The following is a 16991-nucleotide window of genomic DNA, read 5'->3' as shown; positions in this document are numbered from 1 at the left end:
CGAGCGAAATCGAGAACAATACATCTTGACTTTGCTCGATGCTCAAAAAATAAACAGATTTTCAATATTTTATAAGAGCGTCATTAGCGGTTTTTGGAAATTATAAAAATTTCATTTCATGTAAAATCAACTTTCCAATTTAATTATAATTCTCCCTTCTTCCCAAACTTGTGCTGAACTTAAGCCGAAGTAAATGAAGATGGAGTCAGGTGTATACCAACACACAAAAACACCCATTGCCTTTCGGCATTTCCCTCAATGGAAAGTAAAAATAATAATTCTAACAAGTTCCCTTCCCTTAGAGTGAAGGGCTAGGGATGGGTGTTCATTTTTAACTGGAAATAAGGGAGAAGGGTGTACATTAAAATAGCACCAATTCAAGCTTCTTCCTGTTCCTGTACTGAGCGTAGTCGAAGTAAGGGAAGATGGAGATGGGTGTAAACTAAAACATAAAAACACCCATTGCCTTTCGGCATTTCCATCAAGGGAAAGTAAAAATAATAATTCTAACAAGTTCCCTTCCCTTGGATGGAAGGGTTAGGGATGGGTGTACATTTCTAACTGTAAATACGGGAGAAGGGTGTTAATAAAACTAATTACAACTCAGCGTTCTCTGCGAAAAACTTTGCAAACTTTGCGTGAAAAAAACTTTGCGCCTTAGCGACCCTGCCTTTGCCGGCTTTTAGATTAGTAAAGTGATGAAAATAGAAATTTCAAAAATTATTCTAATGAAAAAATCTATCTTTTTTTTGCCTTAGGCAGGTTTGCGAGAGGCTTTATATCGAGAATTATTAAGAACTAAAAAAGGATCAATTACATTGCGTACCTTTGCATAAAACCTAACACATGGCTCAACTTTTTGTAGTTCCTACGCCCATTGGTAATTTAGGCGATATCACGTTTCGAGCGGTAGATGTCTTAAAGTCAGTCGATTTAATTTTAGCTGAAGACACCCGAACTAGTGGTAAACTCTTAAAACATTATGCAATTGAAACGCCGTTGAAAAGTCACCACATGCACAACGAACACAAGCTAGTGGAAAGATTGGCAGCAGAAATGAAAGCAGGCAAAACAATGGCATTGATTACCGATGCAGGAACACCAGCCATTTCTGATCCCGGTTTTTTATTGGTTAGAGCTTGCATAGAAATCGATGTTACAATAAGCTGCTTGCCAGGCGCAACAGCATTTGTCCCGGCTTTGGTAAATAGCGGATTACCTAACGATAAATTTGTATTTGAAGGTTTTCTTCCTCCCAAAAAAGGAAGACAAAAACGTTTGGATTTGTTAGCGGAAGAAGAGCGAACTATGGTTTTATACGAATCGCCTTACAAACTGACGAAAACCTTGAAGCATTTAGCTGAAAAATTAGGTGAAGACCGAAAAATATCAGTAGCTCGAGAACTAACAAAGTTGTATGAAGAAAATGTACGCGGAACTTTGGCTGAGGTAATCACTCATTTTGAAGCACATCCACCCAAAGGCGAATTGGTGTTGGTAGTAGAAGGAAAACCGAAATCTTGATTTTCTTTAAAAAAAACTAAATGTAATTTTTCCTTTATTTTAAACAGTATTGGATTAGAAAAGACAAAAGACCGCTAAGCTGTTAGAAATGAGAAATAAGACTTTTTTAAAACTATTTGATTAACATACTGCCTTAAAATTTAATTTTATCCAAGAATCAAAAAAATCATGCAAGAAAAAATAAAACTCATTTGGGATTTTAGAGGTCCTGCAGCCGAAAAGACCGCTGAGCATCATGAAATTCATTTGAAGGATTTTCTACAAATGAAAGACATGGAGTTACGCATCACAGGATGCGAAAAAGTCAGCGATTTTCATTATATTGCTTTTATGGTGGTTGAAAAACCACAACTCATTTCCGTTCGGGATGCCTTAAAACCACACCGCGGACAAGTGTATAAAGACTGATAAGTTCAGTTAATTACAAAAACTTAAAAACAAAACCATGCAAAAAGAATATAGCGTAAAAGGAATGACTTGCCAAGGTTGTAAAGCTCACGTAGAAGAAGCTTTGCAAAAATTGGTAACCGTAGATGAAGCTAATGTAAGCTTAGAAAAAGAACAAGCTGAAATTAGATTTCACCAAGAAGTTAGTTTGGAAACTTTACAAGAAGCCATTGGAGATAAATACAGCATTTCTCCAAAAAATGTTTCAGATGAAAAACACACTACAAAAAAAGAATCATCTCCAGTTGAAGCAGAACCAATACCAGAAGAACAATCTAAACTAAAACAATTGCAGCCTTTGTTTTTGATTTTCTTTTACATCACAGCAGCATCGATACTTATAAACTGGGCAGACTTCAATATATCCGATTGGATGTTCGACTTTATGGGCCTGTTTTTCATCGTTTTCAGTTTTTTCAAATTTTTAGATTATAAAGGATTTCCGAGTTCTTTCAAAATGTACGACCCCTTGGCCAAAATACTTCCTGCCTACGCTTGGATTTATCCTTTTTTAGAAACCGCTTTGGGTCTGTTTTTCCTATTCCGGTTTCAAACAGACATCGCTTTAATCGCCACCTTAATTATCTTAGGAATTACAACAGTTGGCGTAAGTCAATCCTTATTCTCCAAACGAAAAATAAAATGCGCGTGTTTAGGAACAGCACTAAATTTACCCATGACCGAAGCAACGTTTACTGAAAATACTATCATGATTGTAATGTCGGTTATAATGTTGATTATGTAAATCGTTTACAACATACAAATGAACATATAAGGTAATTTTAATCGACATTAAATGAAACAAAACAACAAACAATTAAAACTCTCTACACCCATTCAAGGTTGCATGACTTGGGGAAAGTGGGGCGCTAACTTTTCTAAACAAGCTTACCAACAACAGATAGAATCTTGTATGGCTTCTGGCATCACTACTTTTGATCATGCCGATATTTATGGTGGCTACACCACAGAAGCTGAATTTGGAAACGCCTTGGCTGAAATGAAACTAAAACGCGATTCGTTTCAGCTCATTTCCAAATGTGGTATCCAAATGGATAGCTTCAGAACCAATAAAGTGAAGCATTATCAATACGATGCTGCTTACCTTATTCGGTCTGTCGAGCAATCGCTTCAGCATTTACAAACCGATTACTTAGACGTGTTTTTATTACACCGACCAAGTCCGTTATTAGATGTAGAAGAAGTACAATCTGCTGTTCAGCAATTGCTTCAAGAAGGGAAAATAAAAAGTTTTGGCGTTTCCAATTTCAATATGCAACAACTGGCTTTGCTTCAACAAGCTTTACAAATTGAATACAATCAAATTCAAATTTCCATAACGCATTCTGAAAGCTTGACCAACGGATTGTTAGATTACATGCAATTGCACCAAATTCAACCTATGGCTTGGAACCCTTTGGGAAATTTCTTTAAGGAAGCTTCAGCTGAATTGAAAAATACCGTTCAAAAAATGGCAGCTAAATATGAAGCTACTGAAGATCAAATTTTGCTAGCGTGGTTGCGGAAACATCCCAGTAAAATTATTCCTGTAGTAGGAACAACTAACCCTAAAAGAATGCAAGCCGCCAAGCAAACAAACGAAATCAAAATAGACGTACAAGATTGGTTTGCATTGTTGGAAGCAGCCCGTGGAAAACAAGTGGATTAGTTTATTGGAAAATATTTACTTTTTATTTCTTTTCACCGCAAACTTTTCTGCCGAGAGACAGGTTCGCTAAGACGCAAAGCCTTTTGAATTCATAAAATCTGAAATCTAAAATCGAATATGCTAAAATCAAAATTTATTTAGTACGCCATCAAATTCATAATTGCTTTTTCCAATTGATTTTTCGCTAAAAATTGTTTTTCTAAAGCAGCTGCAAAAGGAACTGGTGTGGGTAGACTTCCTACACGTTTAATGGGTGCATCTAAATGTTCAAAGCAGTTTTCGCAAATCAATGCCGAAATATCAGACATGATGCCACCAAATAGCGTGTCTTCTTGAAGCAATACAACTTTTCCAGTTTTGCGTACACTTTCAAAAATGGCTTCTTCATCTAGTGGACATAAACTGCGTAAATCCAACACATCGGCAGAAATTTCTGGATGTTGCTCTGCAAACTCCAAAGCCCAATGCACGCCAGCTCCGTAAGTAATAATGCTAATTTGTGTACCGCTTTTTAGCAATTTAGCTTTTCCGATAGGTAAGGTGTAATAATCGGTAGGCACTTCTTCTCGGATGCTTCGGTACAATGCTTTGTGCTCAAAAAACAAAACCGGGTTTGGGTCGTTGATAGCACTGGCGAGTAATCCTTTGGCATCGCTTGGAAATGCAGGATAAACCACTTTTAAACCGGGTGTTTTGGTAAACCAAGCTTCGTTGGTTTGCGAGTGAAATGGTCCCGCACCTACACCAGCGCCGCAAGGCATACGTAAAACTACGTCTGCATTTTGGTTCCAACGGTAATGTACTTTGGCTAAATAATTTACAATAGGATTAAAACCAGAAGTCACAAAATCGCCAAATTGCAATTCTACTACAGACTTGGTTTGGTTAATAGAAAGTCCCATTGCCGCTGAAATAACAGCCGATTCGCAAATGGGTGTATTTCTTAATCGTTCTTTTCCAAATTCTTCTACAAAACCTTCTGTTATTTTAAAAACGCCACCATACTCAGCAACATCTTGACCCATGATGACCAAATTATTATGTTTTTGCATAGATTGGCGCAAGCCTTCCGAAATAGCATCTACAAAGCGCAATTCTTTGGTTTCAGAATTGGGCTGGACTACTTCTTCATCAAAAACTTGGTATACGTCTTTTAGTTCCCTATCCAATTGGGCTTCAATTGGAGCTTCATCAAAAGCCAATTGTAGATTTTCTTTTATTTCTTCGATTATATTTTTTGAAAACTTGGCTTTTTCTTTAGGACTTAAGATTTGTTTTTCTTCTAAAAAAGCTTCAAAATTGGTAACAGGGTCTTTTTCTTTCCAATATTGCATTAAATCTTCTGGTACGTATTTTGTTCCGCTGGCTTCTTCATGACCACGACGTCTAAAGGTTTTAAATTCCAATAAAATAGGTCTTGGGTTTTTTCGAACATCTTCAGCTAGAGCGCTTACTTTTTCAAATACTTCTACAATATTATTTCCATCGATGATGTGTGCTTCCATTCCGTAACCTATTCCTTTATCGGCAATATGTTCGCAATTAAATTGCTCGCTCACAGGTGTGGAAAGTCCGTAGCCATTGTTTTCTACACAAAACAAAACGGGAAGTTGCCAAACAGAAGCAATGTTTAAAGCTTCGTGAAAATCGCCTTCGCTAGTTCCGCCTTCACCAGTAAAAACCGCGGTGACTTTATTTTCTTTACGCAATTTATGTGCTAAAGCAATTCCGTCTGCAACACCTAGTTGAGGTCCTAAATGCGAGATCATCCCAACGATTTTAAATTCTTGTGTGCCAAAATGGAAACTACGGTCGCGGCCTTTTGTAAATCCGTTGGCTTTGCCTTGCCATTGGGAAAACAAACGATACAAGGGAATTTCGCGAGTAGTAAAAACACCCAAATTGCGATGCATAGGCAAGATGTATTCATCGTTTTGCAAAGCTTTGGTTACGCCAACGGCAATGGCTTCTTGGCCAATTCCAGAAAACCATTTGGATATTTTTCCTTGGCGTAGCAAAACCAACATCTTGTTTTCAATCAGTCGGGGTTTAAGAATGGCTTGGTATAAATCGAGGTAATTTTCTTTGGTAAGTTGTGTTGATTCAAAATTCATATAGGTAGTTTACAATAACTCAAAAATACATTAATTCTTGTAAATTTGAGTTGTAAAGCTTGCAAACTACAAGCTTTTAGTTAGGAATTTAATACCTGTAAATGGGCACAAGTCAAACTCCTGTTAATATGTAATCTACAAATCTAATAAGGCTATATTTTTGCCGTCATGGATTCATTAACACAAATAGTTTTAGGCGCTGCTGTTGGCGAAGCCGTTCTAGGTAAAAAAGTGGGAAATAAAGCTGTTTTATATGGCGCTATTGCTGGAACTATTCCTGATTTAGATGTTTTGGCTGGCTATTTTGTAGACGAAATTACGGCTGTAGAATGGCATCGTGGGTTTTCGCATTCTATTTTATTCAGTCTTTTGGCTTCTCCGTTATTAGGAAAATTGGTAGCTACATTTGAGCAGAAAGTCAATTGGAAAGACTGGACAAAACTCTTTTTTTGGGGTTTAGTAACTCACCCAATTTTAGATGCTTTTACCACTTGGGGCACCCAACTTTTTTGGCCCTTTAAAATTAATTTAGCTTTTAAAAGTATTTTTGTAATCGACCCTTTATATACATTGCCATTTCTTGTGTTTTTATTGCTAGCCATGCGTTTGCCAAGAACAAGTACAAAAAGAAGAAAGTGGAATAAAATGGGTTTGATAATTAGCTCTAGCTACTTGCTTATTAGCGTTTTATTGAAAGGTGTTGCTTATCATCAATTTACATCTGCTTTGCAAAAACAAGGCATTTCCTATCAAGAAATTCAAACACGACCAGGTGCTTTCAATACTATTTTATGGAATGCGAATGTGAAGTTAGAAGATGAGTTTTTACTTGCAGATTATTCTTTTTTTGATTCAAAACCAATTCACTTTAGAAGCTTTCCTAGAAATGAAGTGATTTTAGGAGAATTTATAGATCATCCTGAAATTGAACGCTTGAAAAAAATTGCGAAAGATTGGTATACCATTTCTTTAGATGAAAATAATTACGTTGTGTTAAACGATTTGCGTTTTGGTTTATTAAGTCCAGCAGCAGACGAAACAAATTTTGTGTTTGCTTACAGACTCTTTAAGCAAGATGAAACTAATCTGAAAATTACAGAAAAGCCAAAAACACCTGGTGATGCCAAAAAGTTATTAGCCGATTTGTGGAAACGAATATTAGGTAATTAGCTTACTTGGTAAACAAATAAACTTCGTAAAAAGGCTCTTCGTTTACTAAATAACGCAAGATGTAATAGCCTTTAAAGCTATCTGTATTTTTTGCTCTTAAAATTCCTTTTTCTATTTGTGCTTTGTTGATATACACTTCGTATGCATCATCAAAACGCCATCTTTCTAAGTCTTGAATTGAAATGTCTTCCTTTACATTGGGTTCTTTTACAAAATACAAATATCCTGGGAGCTTTTTTGCATTAATTTGTTGTTGGAAAGTCATACGTTGATGTATGTTTTCTACGTAATTTAATTCTATTTTTCGGTAGTAACGTTCTTCTTCTTCCAGTTGGTTCCAGCCTTCAATTAAAATATTGTATTGTTCAATCATTTCGTCCGTTACAGGACCAGATTCACTAAAATTAGCAACAATACTTCGCTGTACATTGGTAAATTGAATAGGGGTTTTTTGAACTTCTTTTTTAATAGCTTCAATAAATTGCTCTGTTGTATTGCTACTTACAACAATGTCTGCAGTTTGTAGTGCTAAATCTTCTTTTTGGTAATTTTTTAATTTCGAATTGATTTTTGAAGCTAAACTGTCCATTTCAACTTTGCTTCCGTCTAGTTTAATTTCACTTTCTGTATTTACGCTTATTTCTGTTAAATTTTCATTTGCATCGTTTGGCTGTGCGAAGCTGATGTGTATGCAGAATATAAAAAATAAGTAAAGCCAATTTTGATTCAGTAAAATTTTCATAAGCTGTTTAGTTAAAGCAACAAAGTTAACAAATTATTCCGCTATTTTATTGAATCTGTTTTTTGTAGACATCTAAAAAAACTTCCGTATGGTGTTTATCAATTTCACACATTAAATTTACAGCCTTTTTTTGGTGAAGTTTACTTTTGTCTTGGCTCATTTTAAACCTTCCTTGAAGCTGCTCAATTTCAATTTTAAAACCGTAGATGTAATTGATTAAGCTATGTAAACGTTTTTCATTTTCCGTAAGTTGGTAAGCTGCTTGTTTGCCTTCTAAATGAGAAGTAAGCTTGATGATGGCTTGTTTTAAATCTTCATCAGCAATAGGTCTAATTATTCCGTTTATTTCAACTTTGCAATAATTATAAGTTGGTAACTCATTAGTAATAAAGTGAGCTGGCGAAATATAAGCTTCGGGTCCGTTAAAAATCAAGCTAACTTTTTTCCCATCTTTTAACAATGCCACTTGTGGATTATTTGCATCCAAATGGCCAATTAAAAATCCGTTTGCATCCCAAATAAACGGTAGGTAAGAAGTGTGTATTTGGTCTTGATAAGTGCTGATTAAAGTTGCCAAAGGAAATGCTTCAATTAACCCTTTTAAAGCTTCTTTGTTTTTTTCAATAAAATGATTGGCAGGATACTTCAAATTCAAATTTTGCTACAAAAGTACATTTTTTTATATTTAACAAAACTTAATCAATGTCAGCTTCATCTGAATATTTTTCGATAAAAAACTGGTCTGAAAGCGACCGTCCTAGAGAAAAACTTTTACTAAAAGGGAAAGAAAATTTAAGCGATGCCGAATTGCTTGCCATTTTAATTGGTTCTGGAAGTAGGAATGAAAGTGCAGTGAGTTTATGTAAACGCATTTTAAAAGACAACGAACACAAGATTAATCAATTAGCAAAGTTAGATGTAAAGCAATTAATGCAATATAAAGGAATTGGCGAAGCTAAAGCCATTAGTATAGTTGCTGCTTTAGAGTTAGGAAGAAGAAGACGTGGCGAAGAAGCGCTGCAACGTCCTAAAATAAAGTCTAGTGCCACTGTTTTTGAAGTTATGCAGCCTTTAATTGGAGATTTGCCACACGAAGAATTTTGGGTATTGCTGCTCAATAATTCCAATAAAATAATACATAAATTTGCCTTAAGCAAAGGCGGTATTACCGGCACTTTAGTAGACTTGCGTTTGTTGTTTAAAAACGCTTTGGCTTTTGGTTGTGTGAGTTTAATTTTAGCTCATAACCATCCATCAGGAAATTTAAATCCGAGTGCATCTGATATTAAATTAACAAAACAAATAAAAGAAGGATCGCTTACTTTAGACCTAAAATTATTAGATCATTTAATAATTACTGAAAAGAGTTATTATAGTTTTGCAGACGAAGCTATTTTATAGTGTATTTCTTCTAACCGAAATGCTTACTTTAGCTCGAAATTCTATATATCTTAATGGAAATCTTAGTTTTTACAAACCAACTTAGCGCAAGAAAACAATTTTGTTTTAAACAAATTTGTAACCGTATTTTAGGTTTACAAGTTGGGTTTACCACTAAAATTGAAGAATTTATAGCTTACCAAGGCATTAAATTTTCTTATGCAAAAAAACCATTAGGACAAGAATTATTTGTTGAAGCTTATGGTTTGCTTGATGAAGAAGGCTTTGGCGATTTTGATATTAAAGTAGACAATTGGGATGAAACACCTTGTTTTTTTAGAGTTTCCAAAGAAAGCAGTATTCCATTTGATATTTTTTCTGCTTCTTTTTATTTATTAACTCGCTATGAAGAATACTTGCCTTTTGTAAAAGATCAAGCGGGTGGTTTTCCAGTTGAAGAAAGCACTGCTTTTGAAGAAAATTTTTTAAATAGACCCGTTGTAGATTTATGGGCATTTCAATTTTTAGAAGTTTTAAAAGAAAAGTATGATACGGTTCGATTTCCAAAACGAAAATACAATTTAGGAATTTTTATAGCGGTACACGAAGCTTTTGCATTTAGGTACAAAGGTTTGTTGAGGCAAATTATCGGTTTTCTCAATCAACTTATTTTAGGAGATTTTCATAAAGCTTGGCTCAGGATTAAAACACAACTTCGGTTAATTAAAGACCCATTCAATGTGTATGACAATTTAGTTGAATTTGCTAAACAGGAAAACATAAAGATGAAAATGTTTTTTCAGTTAAGTGATTTCTCTAAAGTAAATCGAAATATTAATCATCATAAATCTCATTATCAACGCCTAATAAAATCTATGGGAGATTATTTTGTAACTGGATTACTTCCAGGAGAGCAAGCCATTAAAGAAACTAATACATTTAAAAAAGAGAAAAACCGGTGGAAAGAAATAGCAAAACAGGATTTAACATCGGTATTGGTTAAAAAGTTTCCTTTGTCTTTTCCAGAATCCTATATTAATTTTGAAAAAGCGTTTATTAAAGAAGATTTCTCAATGGGTTACGCGCAAAAACTGGGCTTTAGAGCAGGAACTTGTACGCCTTTTCTATTTTATAACTTAAATACAGAAGAAACCACACCTTTGCGAATTACACCTTATGTGCTAAATAGTGAAATTTTTAGCACAACTTCTGAAAATGAAATTGCAACGCAACTTCAACAGATTAAAAAAGATGTTTCTAGTGTAAACGGAAGTTTAAATCTTATTTTTGAAAATACAGATTTTGTTGAAAACCGAGCTGAAAAAATATACAAACTTATAACTCAAATTAATGCAAAAGATTAAACATGTTTTTTTCGATTTAGACCACACTTTATGGGATTTTGAAAAGAATTCTGCACTCAGTTTCCAGTCTATTTTTCAAAAACATAAACTGCCTTTTTCTGTAGATGAATTTTTAGAAAAATACGTTCCTATAAATTTGAAATATTGGAAAATGTATAGGTTAGACAAAATTACTAAAGAAGAGCTCCGTTATCAACGCTTAAAAGAAGCTTTTAACAGTGTAAAATTTGCAGCAGCAGATGAGTTAATAAACGAAATTGCAGATTTATATATCTTAAAACTTGGCGAACAAAAACATCTTTTTGAAGGAAGCTTAGACCTATTAAATTACTTAAAGCCAAAATATAAATTACACATTATAACAAATGGTTTTCAAGAAGTGCAATCTAAAAAGATGTATAATTCCGGTATTTCCAATTATTTTTTAACTACAACTACTTCTGAAGATGTGATGCTTAAAAAACCACATCCTAAAGTTTTTTTACACGCTTTACAGAAAGCAGAAGCAACAGCTGAAGAAAGCGTAATGATTGGCGATAATCTAGAAGCCGATATTTACGGAGCATTAGATGTTGGAATGGATGCTATTTATTTCGGAAACAACACTACATTTACAGGCAAAAGAGTTGAACAACTTTTAGAACTAAAAAATTACTTATAATGTTTAAAAAACGCTTGGCCATAGCATTACTTCTTTTTTTTGGTTTGAATGTAAACGCTCAAAACACAGTTTTTGAAGCTTATAACCACATTATAATTCCTTTGCAATTTGATTTTCAAGAAAACGAAAATGAAGACCAATTAAATTCATTATTAAGGCATTTGTTCCGAGAAGATGGATTTAATGCTTTTATGGATAAAGAGCTATTGCCATTTGAATTTCAAGATCAGCCTTGTAAAGGATTACGAGTTAATCTAGAACATAGCCTTGGAAAAATTGAAACCACCGTAACCATAAACATTTACGATTGTAAAAATAAAATAGTATTTTCTTGTGATGGTACTTCTTACGATAAGGATTTTAAAGACGCTCATCAAGCTGCTATTAGAGATGCATTTAGAAAGATAGAAAGTGCAAATTATAGCTTAAAACCAAATCTTGGAGAGACCATGGCAACAGAAAAAAAGTCCTTAACCAAAGAAGAGCGCAAAGAATTGCGTAAACAAGAAGTGAGAGAACAAAGCGATTTATACCTGGTTAATGGAGAAAAACAGTATTTTTTTCCAGTAGGAGACAAACTGCATGTTTATCATTTTAATGCTTACGATATTTTAGCAAAACTAACCCCAATTACCAATGATTCTTACATCTATAATTCAGATGAAATTGATGGTGTTATAACTATAAAAGAAAACGGAGATATGGAATTGGAATATAGAGAAATTACATCTAAAACCACCCAAAAGATGCAGTTTGAACGGATTAAAAAAGCTGAATAAACTTCAATTTACTCAAGTTGGATTTTTAAGAGAATTAATTATTTAACACGTTTTTCGTTTTGCTTTACAAAAGCATCCCATCCAGTATAATTTTTTTCTGCACTAGGTTTTCCAGCATTATAAAAATGACAAACCGCAGCAGCAAGACCATCGGTAGAATCTAAGTTTTTGGGCAATTCCTTTAAACCCAACATCTGTTGTAACATTTTAGCTACTTGTTCTTTGCTAGCATTACCATTTCCAGTAATGGCCATTTTTATTTTTTTGGGTAAGTATTCTGTAATAGGAACTTGCCGCGAAAGTCCTGCCGCCATAGCCACGCCTTGAGCACGACCAAGTTTAAGCATAGATTGCACATTTTTACCAAAAAAAGGAGCTTCAATTGCAATTTCATCCGGATGATGCACATCGATTAACTCAATGGTGCGTTCAAAAATTAATTTTAATTTAGTGTAAGGATCCTTGTATTTTTTAAGCATCAATTCATTCAATTGTACAAACTCCATTTTTTTGTTTACTATTCTTATAATACCAAACCCCATAATGGTAGTTCCTGGATCAATTCCTAAAATAATTTTTTCTACACCCAACTGATTAAATATTTGTTTATTTGTATATGTTTAAAACTAAAAACAAAACTAAGCAAAACTTCATACTACTGATAAAAATTTTATTAGCAGTATGGAGTTGTGGGTATATTTTTAGTAAAATAAAAGAAGAGCAAGCTAACTTTATTACCGCTTTCGAAAGTACATCAAATTTTTCATTGTGGTTGATTTTTGGGATGGTTTTCATCTTGCTTTTTTTAAGCCTACTCAATTGGTTTTTCGAAATTTTAAAATGGAAAATCTTAGTTTCTGAAGTCTGCCCAATTTCACTGAAAACGGCATCTATTCAAAGTTTAATTGCTCATGCTGTAGCTGTTTTTACACCGAATAGAATTGGAGATTTTGGTGCAAAAATCCTTTTCTTTACATCTGAAAAGCACCAACGAATTTTAGGCCTAAATTTTTTAAATAATATGGCGCAGATGGCTGTTACTGTACTCTTTGGAATAATGGGCTTTTTGTTGCTTAATGAAATATTTTTCGACTTTTTGCAAAAACTCCAATTTCATTTGGTTTTTTGGGTTATATTCAGCTTGGTTTTGATGTACTTTCTATTGAAGTATTTTTTTAAAAAAACCTTTACAGCCATTCAAACCAATTTGAAACTAACAACCAAGAAAAAAGGACAAGTTTTTGCATTTTCGTTGCTGCGTTATCTGCTCTTTAGTCATCAATACTTTATTATAGGTTGGGCTTTAGGTTGGAATATTGATTATGCTCAAGCCATGCCTTTTATTTTTGTCTTGTACTTAGTTGCTTCAATTTTACCTAGTATTTTTATTTTAGATACGGCACTAAAAGCTGGAATTGGTATTTATTTGTTTAACATGCTTGATGTTTCAAGCTATATAATTGTAGTGATCTCTTCCATTATGTGGTTGGTTAATTTTGCATTTCCAGCCATTGTTGGTAATGTTTTATTGCTTCAATTAAAAATGATACAGCCTTCTACTCAGCAGCAAATTCGCATTAGCTAATGTGGTTTATAGGTTTCATATTCTTAATTTACTTGTTAACGCTTTCCGTTCTGCTTTTCAGCTTAATGAGTATTAAAAGTGAAGAAACATCATCTACACATTCAGCTATAAACTTTAGTATCATTGTTGCTTTTAGAAATGAAGAAAACAACTTGTCTAACTTTGTACAGAGTTTAAAATCAATTCAATATCCAACAAGTCAATTTGAAATTATTTTAATTAACGATCATTCTACCGATGCTTCAGTAGAAAGGATACAGGCATTTGTAGATGCAAATGCGCATGTTCAATTACTTTATTTAAACCAAAAACAAACCGGTAAAAAAGCTGCTTTACAAGTAGGAATTGATGCTGCTCAGTTCAATTACATTATTACAACCGATGCAGATTGTTTTGTGCCTGAAAATTGGTTGTACACCTATAGTAAAAAAATACAGCAAACCAATGCAGCTGCAATTATTGGGAGTGTTGGAGTTACGCACACCAAAACTTTTTTAACTCGATTTCAATATTACGATTTAATGGCCTTGCAGGCAGTTGGCTTTGCATTCGCCAACTTAAACAAGCCAATTTTATGTAATGGTGCCAATTTTTGTTATCAGAAAGCTGCTTTTTTAAAAGTGAATGGCTTTCAAGGAAATGAAAAACAGCCTAGTGGAGATGATGTTTTGTTGCTTCAAAAGTTTGTTGCTGCCCATTTGAAAATAGATTTCTTAATTCACCAAGATAATTTGGTTTTAACAAAAGCCATTTCAGAATTAACACCTTTTGTACAGCAAAGAAAACGGTGGTTTTATAAAACAAGACATACTTCTTCTATCTTGCAAAAAGCCATGGGATTATTACTTTTAACAACTAATTTTTCACTTTTAGGACTACTTATCTGGTCTATTTTTGATATTTCTCATATCATTAATTTAATAGTATTGCTGATTGTAAAACTTACGATTGATTTTTTTCTTACTTTTGAATTAGCTAAAAAAGCAAAACTTCCTTTTTGTTTTACAGATTTTATGATAGCAAATCTGTTTTATCCTTTTGGAATTGCAATGTTTTTTAGCTACTTAACAAATTCAAGAATCAAATGGAAGCAAAGAGAATATCAATCATGAAAAATGCGGCTTTCTTCATTCTGTTTTTACTGTTTAGCTTATCTAGTTTTGCACAAGAACAGTATACCGTAAATGGAGAAGAGCTCATGCTTTATGTAGAAGAAGAAGGAAAATTGACCTTGCTTACTGAACGTTCTACAAGGGATTATCGATTTTTCTTGAAAAAAGAAGATCAAGTGGTTGAGTTAACTCCCGAAAATTACAAACAGAAAATAGACGAATTTACATCGGATGTTGATTTAAACACTCGCAAATTAGGCTTTAATAGAAGAGAACTATCTCGCGTTATCTTAAAGTACAATTACGGAGGCGAAGACGAGATGGGAAGCCAGTCTGATGTTAGTATTAGACTAGGTGTTTGGGGTGGCCAAAGTAACTTTATTAGTTATGAAAATGACCAAGATGAATTAATTCCTTTTGCAGGAATTGAATTGGAAGTGTATAGTGAAACAGATTTTAAGCGTAATTCTATTTTAGCTCAAGTTAGAAAAAGTTTTCCAAGTGAAGAGTTTGAACTTGACTTGACAGAGCTAATGATCGGTTATCGATTTAAAGTTATAGATAGTAAATATTTTCACTTTTATCTAGAAGCAGAATTAATAACCTTTGGCAGATATGACGAGACTTTTCTTGAAGAACAAACTAGTGGTGGACCTACACCAGTAAATCAAACAGGAACATCTTTAAATACGCCAGTAGGACTTGGTGCGGGAATGGCACTAAGAATTTTTAAAGGCAGTTACTTAACTCTTGGGTATTCTAACTTGGTGAAGTTAGGAGAATCTACTAGAAGCGACTTTCCGATAGATGTTCGAGCTGGCTTTAAATTTCGTTTGTAAAAACAACTGGCAAAGTAAAGTTGCATTTTACGGGTATACCTTGCTTTTGAGCCGGATAAACTCGGGGCAATTTTGTTTCTAAATACTGGTTTAAATTCAGTTTTAAACTTTGGGGTACTTTTCCTTTTGAACTTTGCACATCGATAAGCCTTATTTTTCCTTTCTTATCTACCTGAATAGCTAAATTTAAGCTATCATTTTGAGTTTGGTAATTTTCAAAAAATAAGTTGAAATGTCGATGTAAAGTTTCAATAAAACATTGCTTTGTAGCCTTAGCATCTTCGCTGGTTTTACAAGTAGAAAAGCTAGGATAAATGTCTACTTCTTCAAAAGAAATTTGGTTTAGCTCGTTTGTGAAAACATCATTCTTGTCAATTTTTTTTACATTTTTATTTTCACATGAAGCTAACATCATGCAGAACAATGCAAGTACACACAGTATTAATCTCATACATCAAAAATAGCTAAAAAAAGTGATTTACTAATTTTTACTACAAGTGTTTAATCCTTTGTTGTGCTTTTGATTTTTTTTACAATTCTATTCAATTATATTTTTAAAAAGGCTATTTTAGTTTAATGTTAGCTTATCGGTCAGACTTATTAAATCTTTTATTTATACTAATATCTTTTGTATTAGCAGTATTCCTTCCGTTCGAACTATTTTTATTCTCGTATGCGTTTTTAGGACCGCTTCATTACTTAACTGAAATTAATTGGCTTAAGGGTAAAAAATATTTTTCCAAAAGCAACTTTCCAATTTACTTTATTATTGCTGTAACGCTTATTGTTAGTCTTTTGTATCTCAATGCTTATTTTGAAATTTGGCAGATTTCATTTAAGCAAATAAGCGCAGTTTCTATAGTAACTTATTTTATACTAATCAGCTTTATGTTTGTTTTGTGTACAGAACTTCTAAAGGATCGGCTCTCTAAATATAAATACCATGTGGCCATTATTTTTGCTACATCATTGCTACTCACTTTTATAATACTTAAAAACAACTATCATGCTCACTTGGCCACATTTGTGTTTTTACCCACTTTAATTCATGTATTTGTTTTTACGCTTTTGTTTATGTGGATGGGCTATTTAAAAAGTCCTAATGCAATTGCATTAATTTCCCTAATTTCTATGCTTGCTATACCTATGCTTATTTTTCAAGCACCATCAGATTTCATTTTTCGTGCAGCTTCAGTTGCTGGTGTCGAGCTTTATAAAAATAGTGGATTTAACATACTCAATAATACTTTTTTAAGTTATTTAAATGCTGGTGATCAGCCTTCTATAGATGTGTATAATTCTGCAATTGGATTAAAAATTCAATCTTTTATAGCATTTGCTTACACATATCATTATTTAAATTGGTTTGCTAAAATCAATATTATAGGTTGGGCTAAGTCCATTTCAAAAACCAATATTTCAGTGATTATTTTGATTTGGCTTTTTGCAATTGGTTTGTATCTTTATAATTTTAGACTTGGTTTAATAGTATTGTTTTTTATGAGTTTAGGCCATGTTTTATTAGAGTTTCCACTAAACATAAAAGTAATGAAAGGTATTTTTAGTCATTACCAAATCAAGTTTTTTAGGTAAGCATTTCATACA

General features: G+C 33.3%; 18 protein-coding genes. 13 read left to right on the top strand and 5 right to left on the bottom strand.

The genetic code is table 11. The annotated features are described in order from the left end of the window. Positions 1 to 846 precede the first annotated feature (846 nt). The 4 genes from rsmI (at position 847) to IEV72_RS08770 (ending at position 3640) form a co-directional block, all read left to right on the top strand. Positions 847 to 1524, top strand: coding sequence for a 16S rRNA (cytidine(1402)-2'-O)-methyltransferase (rsmI, locus tag IEV72_RS08785; RefSeq protein WP_188458728.1), 678 nt, complete (start codon positions 847 to 849; stop codon positions 1522 to 1524). Between the two features lie 168 nt (positions 1525 to 1692). Next, positions 1693 to 1932, top strand: coding sequence for a hypothetical protein (locus tag IEV72_RS08780; RefSeq protein ID WP_188458727.1), 240 nt, complete (start codon positions 1693 to 1695; stop codon positions 1930 to 1932). Positions 1933 to 1969: 37 nt separating this feature from the next. Continuing rightward, positions 1970 to 2716, top strand: a complete 747-nt coding sequence (locus tag IEV72_RS08775; RefSeq protein WP_188458726.1) for a heavy-metal-associated domain-containing protein — start codon at positions 1970 to 1972, stop codon at positions 2714 to 2716. Between the two features lie 51 nt (positions 2717 to 2767). Further along, positions 2768 to 3640: an aldo/keto reductase gene (locus IEV72_RS08770; RefSeq protein WP_188458725.1), complete on the top strand. Its 873-nt coding sequence runs from the start codon at positions 2768 to 2770 to the stop codon at positions 3638 to 3640. 137 nt (positions 3641 to 3777) lie between these two features. Here IEV72_RS08770 and IEV72_RS08765 read toward each other — a convergent pair whose 3' ends face one another. Next, positions 3778 to 5754 carry an alpha-ketoacid dehydrogenase subunit alpha/beta gene (locus tag IEV72_RS08765; protein WP_188458724.1) on the bottom strand — a complete coding sequence of 659 codons (1977 nt, stop codon included), beginning with the start codon at positions 5752 to 5754 and terminating at the stop codon, positions 3778 to 3780. A 168-nt stretch (positions 5755 to 5922) separates the two neighbouring features. On the opposite strand from IEV72_RS08765, the gene IEV72_RS08760 reads away from it, so the two are divergent. Then, a complete protein-coding gene (locus IEV72_RS08760; protein WP_188458723.1) occupies positions 5923 to 6924 on the top strand; it encodes a metal-dependent hydrolase in 1002 nt (333 codons plus the stop codon). Position 6925: 1 nt separating this feature from the next. Here IEV72_RS08760 and IEV72_RS08755 read toward each other — a convergent pair whose 3' ends face one another. Next, the gene (locus IEV72_RS08755) at positions 6926 to 7666 is read right to left on the bottom strand and encodes a hypothetical protein (RefSeq protein ID WP_188458722.1); all 741 of its coding nucleotides are present in this window, start codon (positions 7664 to 7666) and stop codon (positions 6926 to 6928) included. Between the two features lie 46 nt (positions 7667 to 7712). Further along, positions 7713 to 8315, bottom strand: coding sequence for an FMN-binding negative transcriptional regulator (locus tag IEV72_RS08750; protein ID WP_188458721.1), 603 nt, complete (start codon positions 8313 to 8315; stop codon positions 7713 to 7715). 53 nt (positions 8316 to 8368) lie between these two features. On the opposite strand from IEV72_RS08750, the gene radC reads away from it, so the two are divergent. The 4 genes from radC to IEV72_RS08730 are packed head-to-tail and all read left to right on the top strand — an operon-like array spanning position 8369 to position 11850. After that, positions 8369 to 9067, top strand: a complete 699-nt coding sequence (gene radC / locus IEV72_RS08745; protein WP_188458720.1) for a RadC family protein — start codon at positions 8369 to 8371, stop codon at positions 9065 to 9067. 53 nt (positions 9068 to 9120) lie between these two features. Beyond that, on the top strand, positions 9121 to 10410 hold the full coding sequence (locus IEV72_RS08740; protein WP_188458719.1) for a DUF7033 domain-containing protein: 1290 nt from the start codon (positions 9121 to 9123) through the stop codon (positions 10408 to 10410). Next, on the top strand, positions 10397 to 11071 hold the full coding sequence (locus tag IEV72_RS08735) for a YjjG family noncanonical pyrimidine nucleotidase (protein ID WP_188458718.1): 675 nt from the start codon (positions 10397 to 10399) through the stop codon (positions 11069 to 11071). The genes IEV72_RS08740 and IEV72_RS08735 overlap by 14 nt, the downstream gene beginning before the upstream one ends. Next, a complete protein-coding gene (locus tag IEV72_RS08730; RefSeq protein WP_188458717.1) occupies positions 11071 to 11850 on the top strand; it encodes a hypothetical protein in 780 nt (259 codons plus the stop codon). The genes IEV72_RS08735 and IEV72_RS08730 overlap by 1 nt, the downstream gene beginning before the upstream one ends. 38 nt (positions 11851 to 11888) lie before the next feature. Here the strand turns inward: IEV72_RS08730 and ruvC are convergent, their stop codons facing one another. Next, positions 11889 to 12440, bottom strand: a complete 552-nt coding sequence (gene ruvC / locus IEV72_RS08725) for a crossover junction endodeoxyribonuclease RuvC (protein ID WP_188458716.1) — start codon at positions 12438 to 12440, stop codon at positions 11889 to 11891. Positions 12441 to 12466: 26 nt separating this feature from the next. On the opposite strand from ruvC, the gene IEV72_RS08720 reads away from it, so the two are divergent. The 3 genes from IEV72_RS08720 to IEV72_RS08710 all read left to right on the top strand — a co-directional run bounded on the left by IEV72_RS08720 (position 12467) and on the right by IEV72_RS08710 (position 15386). After that, the gene (locus IEV72_RS08720; protein WP_188458715.1) at positions 12467 to 13435 is read left to right on the top strand and encodes a lysylphosphatidylglycerol synthase domain-containing protein; all 969 of its coding nucleotides are present in this window, start codon (positions 12467 to 12469) and stop codon (positions 13433 to 13435) included. Between the two features lie 65 nt (positions 13436 to 13500). Further along, positions 13501 to 14547 carry a glycosyltransferase gene (locus IEV72_RS08715; RefSeq protein WP_188458714.1) on the top strand — a complete coding sequence of 349 codons (1047 nt, stop codon included), beginning with the start codon at positions 13501 to 13503 and terminating at the stop codon, positions 14545 to 14547. Further along, positions 14520 to 15386, top strand: coding sequence for a hypothetical protein (locus tag IEV72_RS08710; protein WP_188458713.1), 867 nt, complete (start codon positions 14520 to 14522; stop codon positions 15384 to 15386). Before IEV72_RS08715 ends, IEV72_RS08710 begins: the two co-directional genes overlap by 28 nt. Here IEV72_RS08710 and IEV72_RS08705 read toward each other — a convergent pair. Further along, positions 15370 to 15837: a hypothetical protein gene (locus tag IEV72_RS08705; protein ID WP_188458712.1), complete on the bottom strand. Its 468-nt coding sequence runs from the start codon at positions 15835 to 15837 to the stop codon at positions 15370 to 15372. The two genes, IEV72_RS08710 and IEV72_RS08705, sit on opposite strands and share 17 nt — an antisense overlap. Positions 15838 to 16466: 629 nt before the next feature. On the opposite strand from IEV72_RS08705, the gene IEV72_RS08700 reads away from it, so the two are divergent. After that, on the top strand, positions 16467 to 16979 hold the full coding sequence (locus tag IEV72_RS08700) for a hypothetical protein (protein ID WP_188458711.1): 513 nt from the start codon (positions 16467 to 16469) through the stop codon (positions 16977 to 16979). Positions 16980 to 16991: the final 12 nt, after the last annotated feature.

This window comes from Psychroflexus planctonicus (assembly GCF_014640195.1).
Classification (GTDB): Bacteria; Bacteroidota; Bacteroidia; order Flavobacteriales; family Flavobacteriaceae; genus Psychroflexus; species Psychroflexus planctonicus.
The sequence above is the reverse complement of the archived record's forward strand: the minus strand, read 5'-3'. Positions and strand labels throughout refer to the sequence as shown.

Excerpts from the sequence above, each read along its gene's own strand:
- rsmI (WP_188458728.1), top strand. The coding sequence starts at position 847 with ATGGCTCAACTTTTTGTAGTTCCTACGCCCATTGGTAATTTAGGCGAT.
- IEV72_RS08780 (WP_188458727.1), top strand. The coding sequence starts at position 1,693 with ATGCAAGAAAAAATAAAACTCATTTGGGATTTTAGAGGTCCTGCAGCC.
- IEV72_RS08775 (WP_188458726.1), top strand. The coding sequence starts at position 1,970 with ATGCAAAAAGAATATAGCGTAAAAGGAATGACTTGCCAAGGTTGTAAA.
- IEV72_RS08770 (WP_188458725.1), top strand. The coding sequence starts at position 2,768 with ATGAAACAAAACAACAAACAATTAAAACTCTCTACACCCATTCAAGGT.
- IEV72_RS08765 (WP_188458724.1), bottom strand. The coding sequence starts at position 5,754 with ATGAATTTTGAATCAACACAACTTACCAAAGAAAATTACCTCGATTTA.
- IEV72_RS08760 (WP_188458723.1), top strand. The coding sequence starts at position 5,923 with ATGGATTCATTAACACAAATAGTTTTAGGCGCTGCTGTTGGCGAAGCC.
- IEV72_RS08755 (WP_188458722.1), bottom strand. The coding sequence starts at position 7,666 with ATGAAAATTTTACTGAATCAAAATTGGCTTTACTTATTTTTTATATTC.
- radC (WP_188458720.1), top strand. The coding sequence starts at position 8,369 with ATGTCAGCTTCATCTGAATATTTTTCGATAAAAAACTGGTCTGAAAGC.
- IEV72_RS08740 (WP_188458719.1), top strand. The coding sequence starts at position 9,121 with ATGGAAATCTTAGTTTTTACAAACCAACTTAGCGCAAGAAAACAATTT.
- IEV72_RS08735 (WP_188458718.1), top strand. The coding sequence starts at position 10,397 with ATGCAAAAGATTAAACATGTTTTTTTCGATTTAGACCACACTTTATGG.
- IEV72_RS08730 (WP_188458717.1), top strand. The coding sequence starts at position 11,071 with ATGTTTAAAAAACGCTTGGCCATAGCATTACTTCTTTTTTTTGGTTTG.
- IEV72_RS08720 (WP_188458715.1), top strand. The coding sequence starts at position 12,467 with ATGTTTAAAACTAAAAACAAAACTAAGCAAAACTTCATACTACTGATA.
- IEV72_RS08715 (WP_188458714.1), top strand. The coding sequence starts at position 13,501 with ATGAGTATTAAAAGTGAAGAAACATCATCTACACATTCAGCTATAAAC.
- IEV72_RS08710 (WP_188458713.1), top strand. The coding sequence starts at position 14,520 with ATGGAAGCAAAGAGAATATCAATCATGAAAAATGCGGCTTTCTTCATT.
- IEV72_RS08705 (WP_188458712.1), bottom strand. The coding sequence starts at position 15,837 with ATGAGATTAATACTGTGTGTACTTGCATTGTTCTGCATGATGTTAGCT.
- IEV72_RS08700 (WP_188458711.1), top strand. The coding sequence starts at position 16,467 with ATGGGCTATTTAAAAAGTCCTAATGCAATTGCATTAATTTCCCTAATT.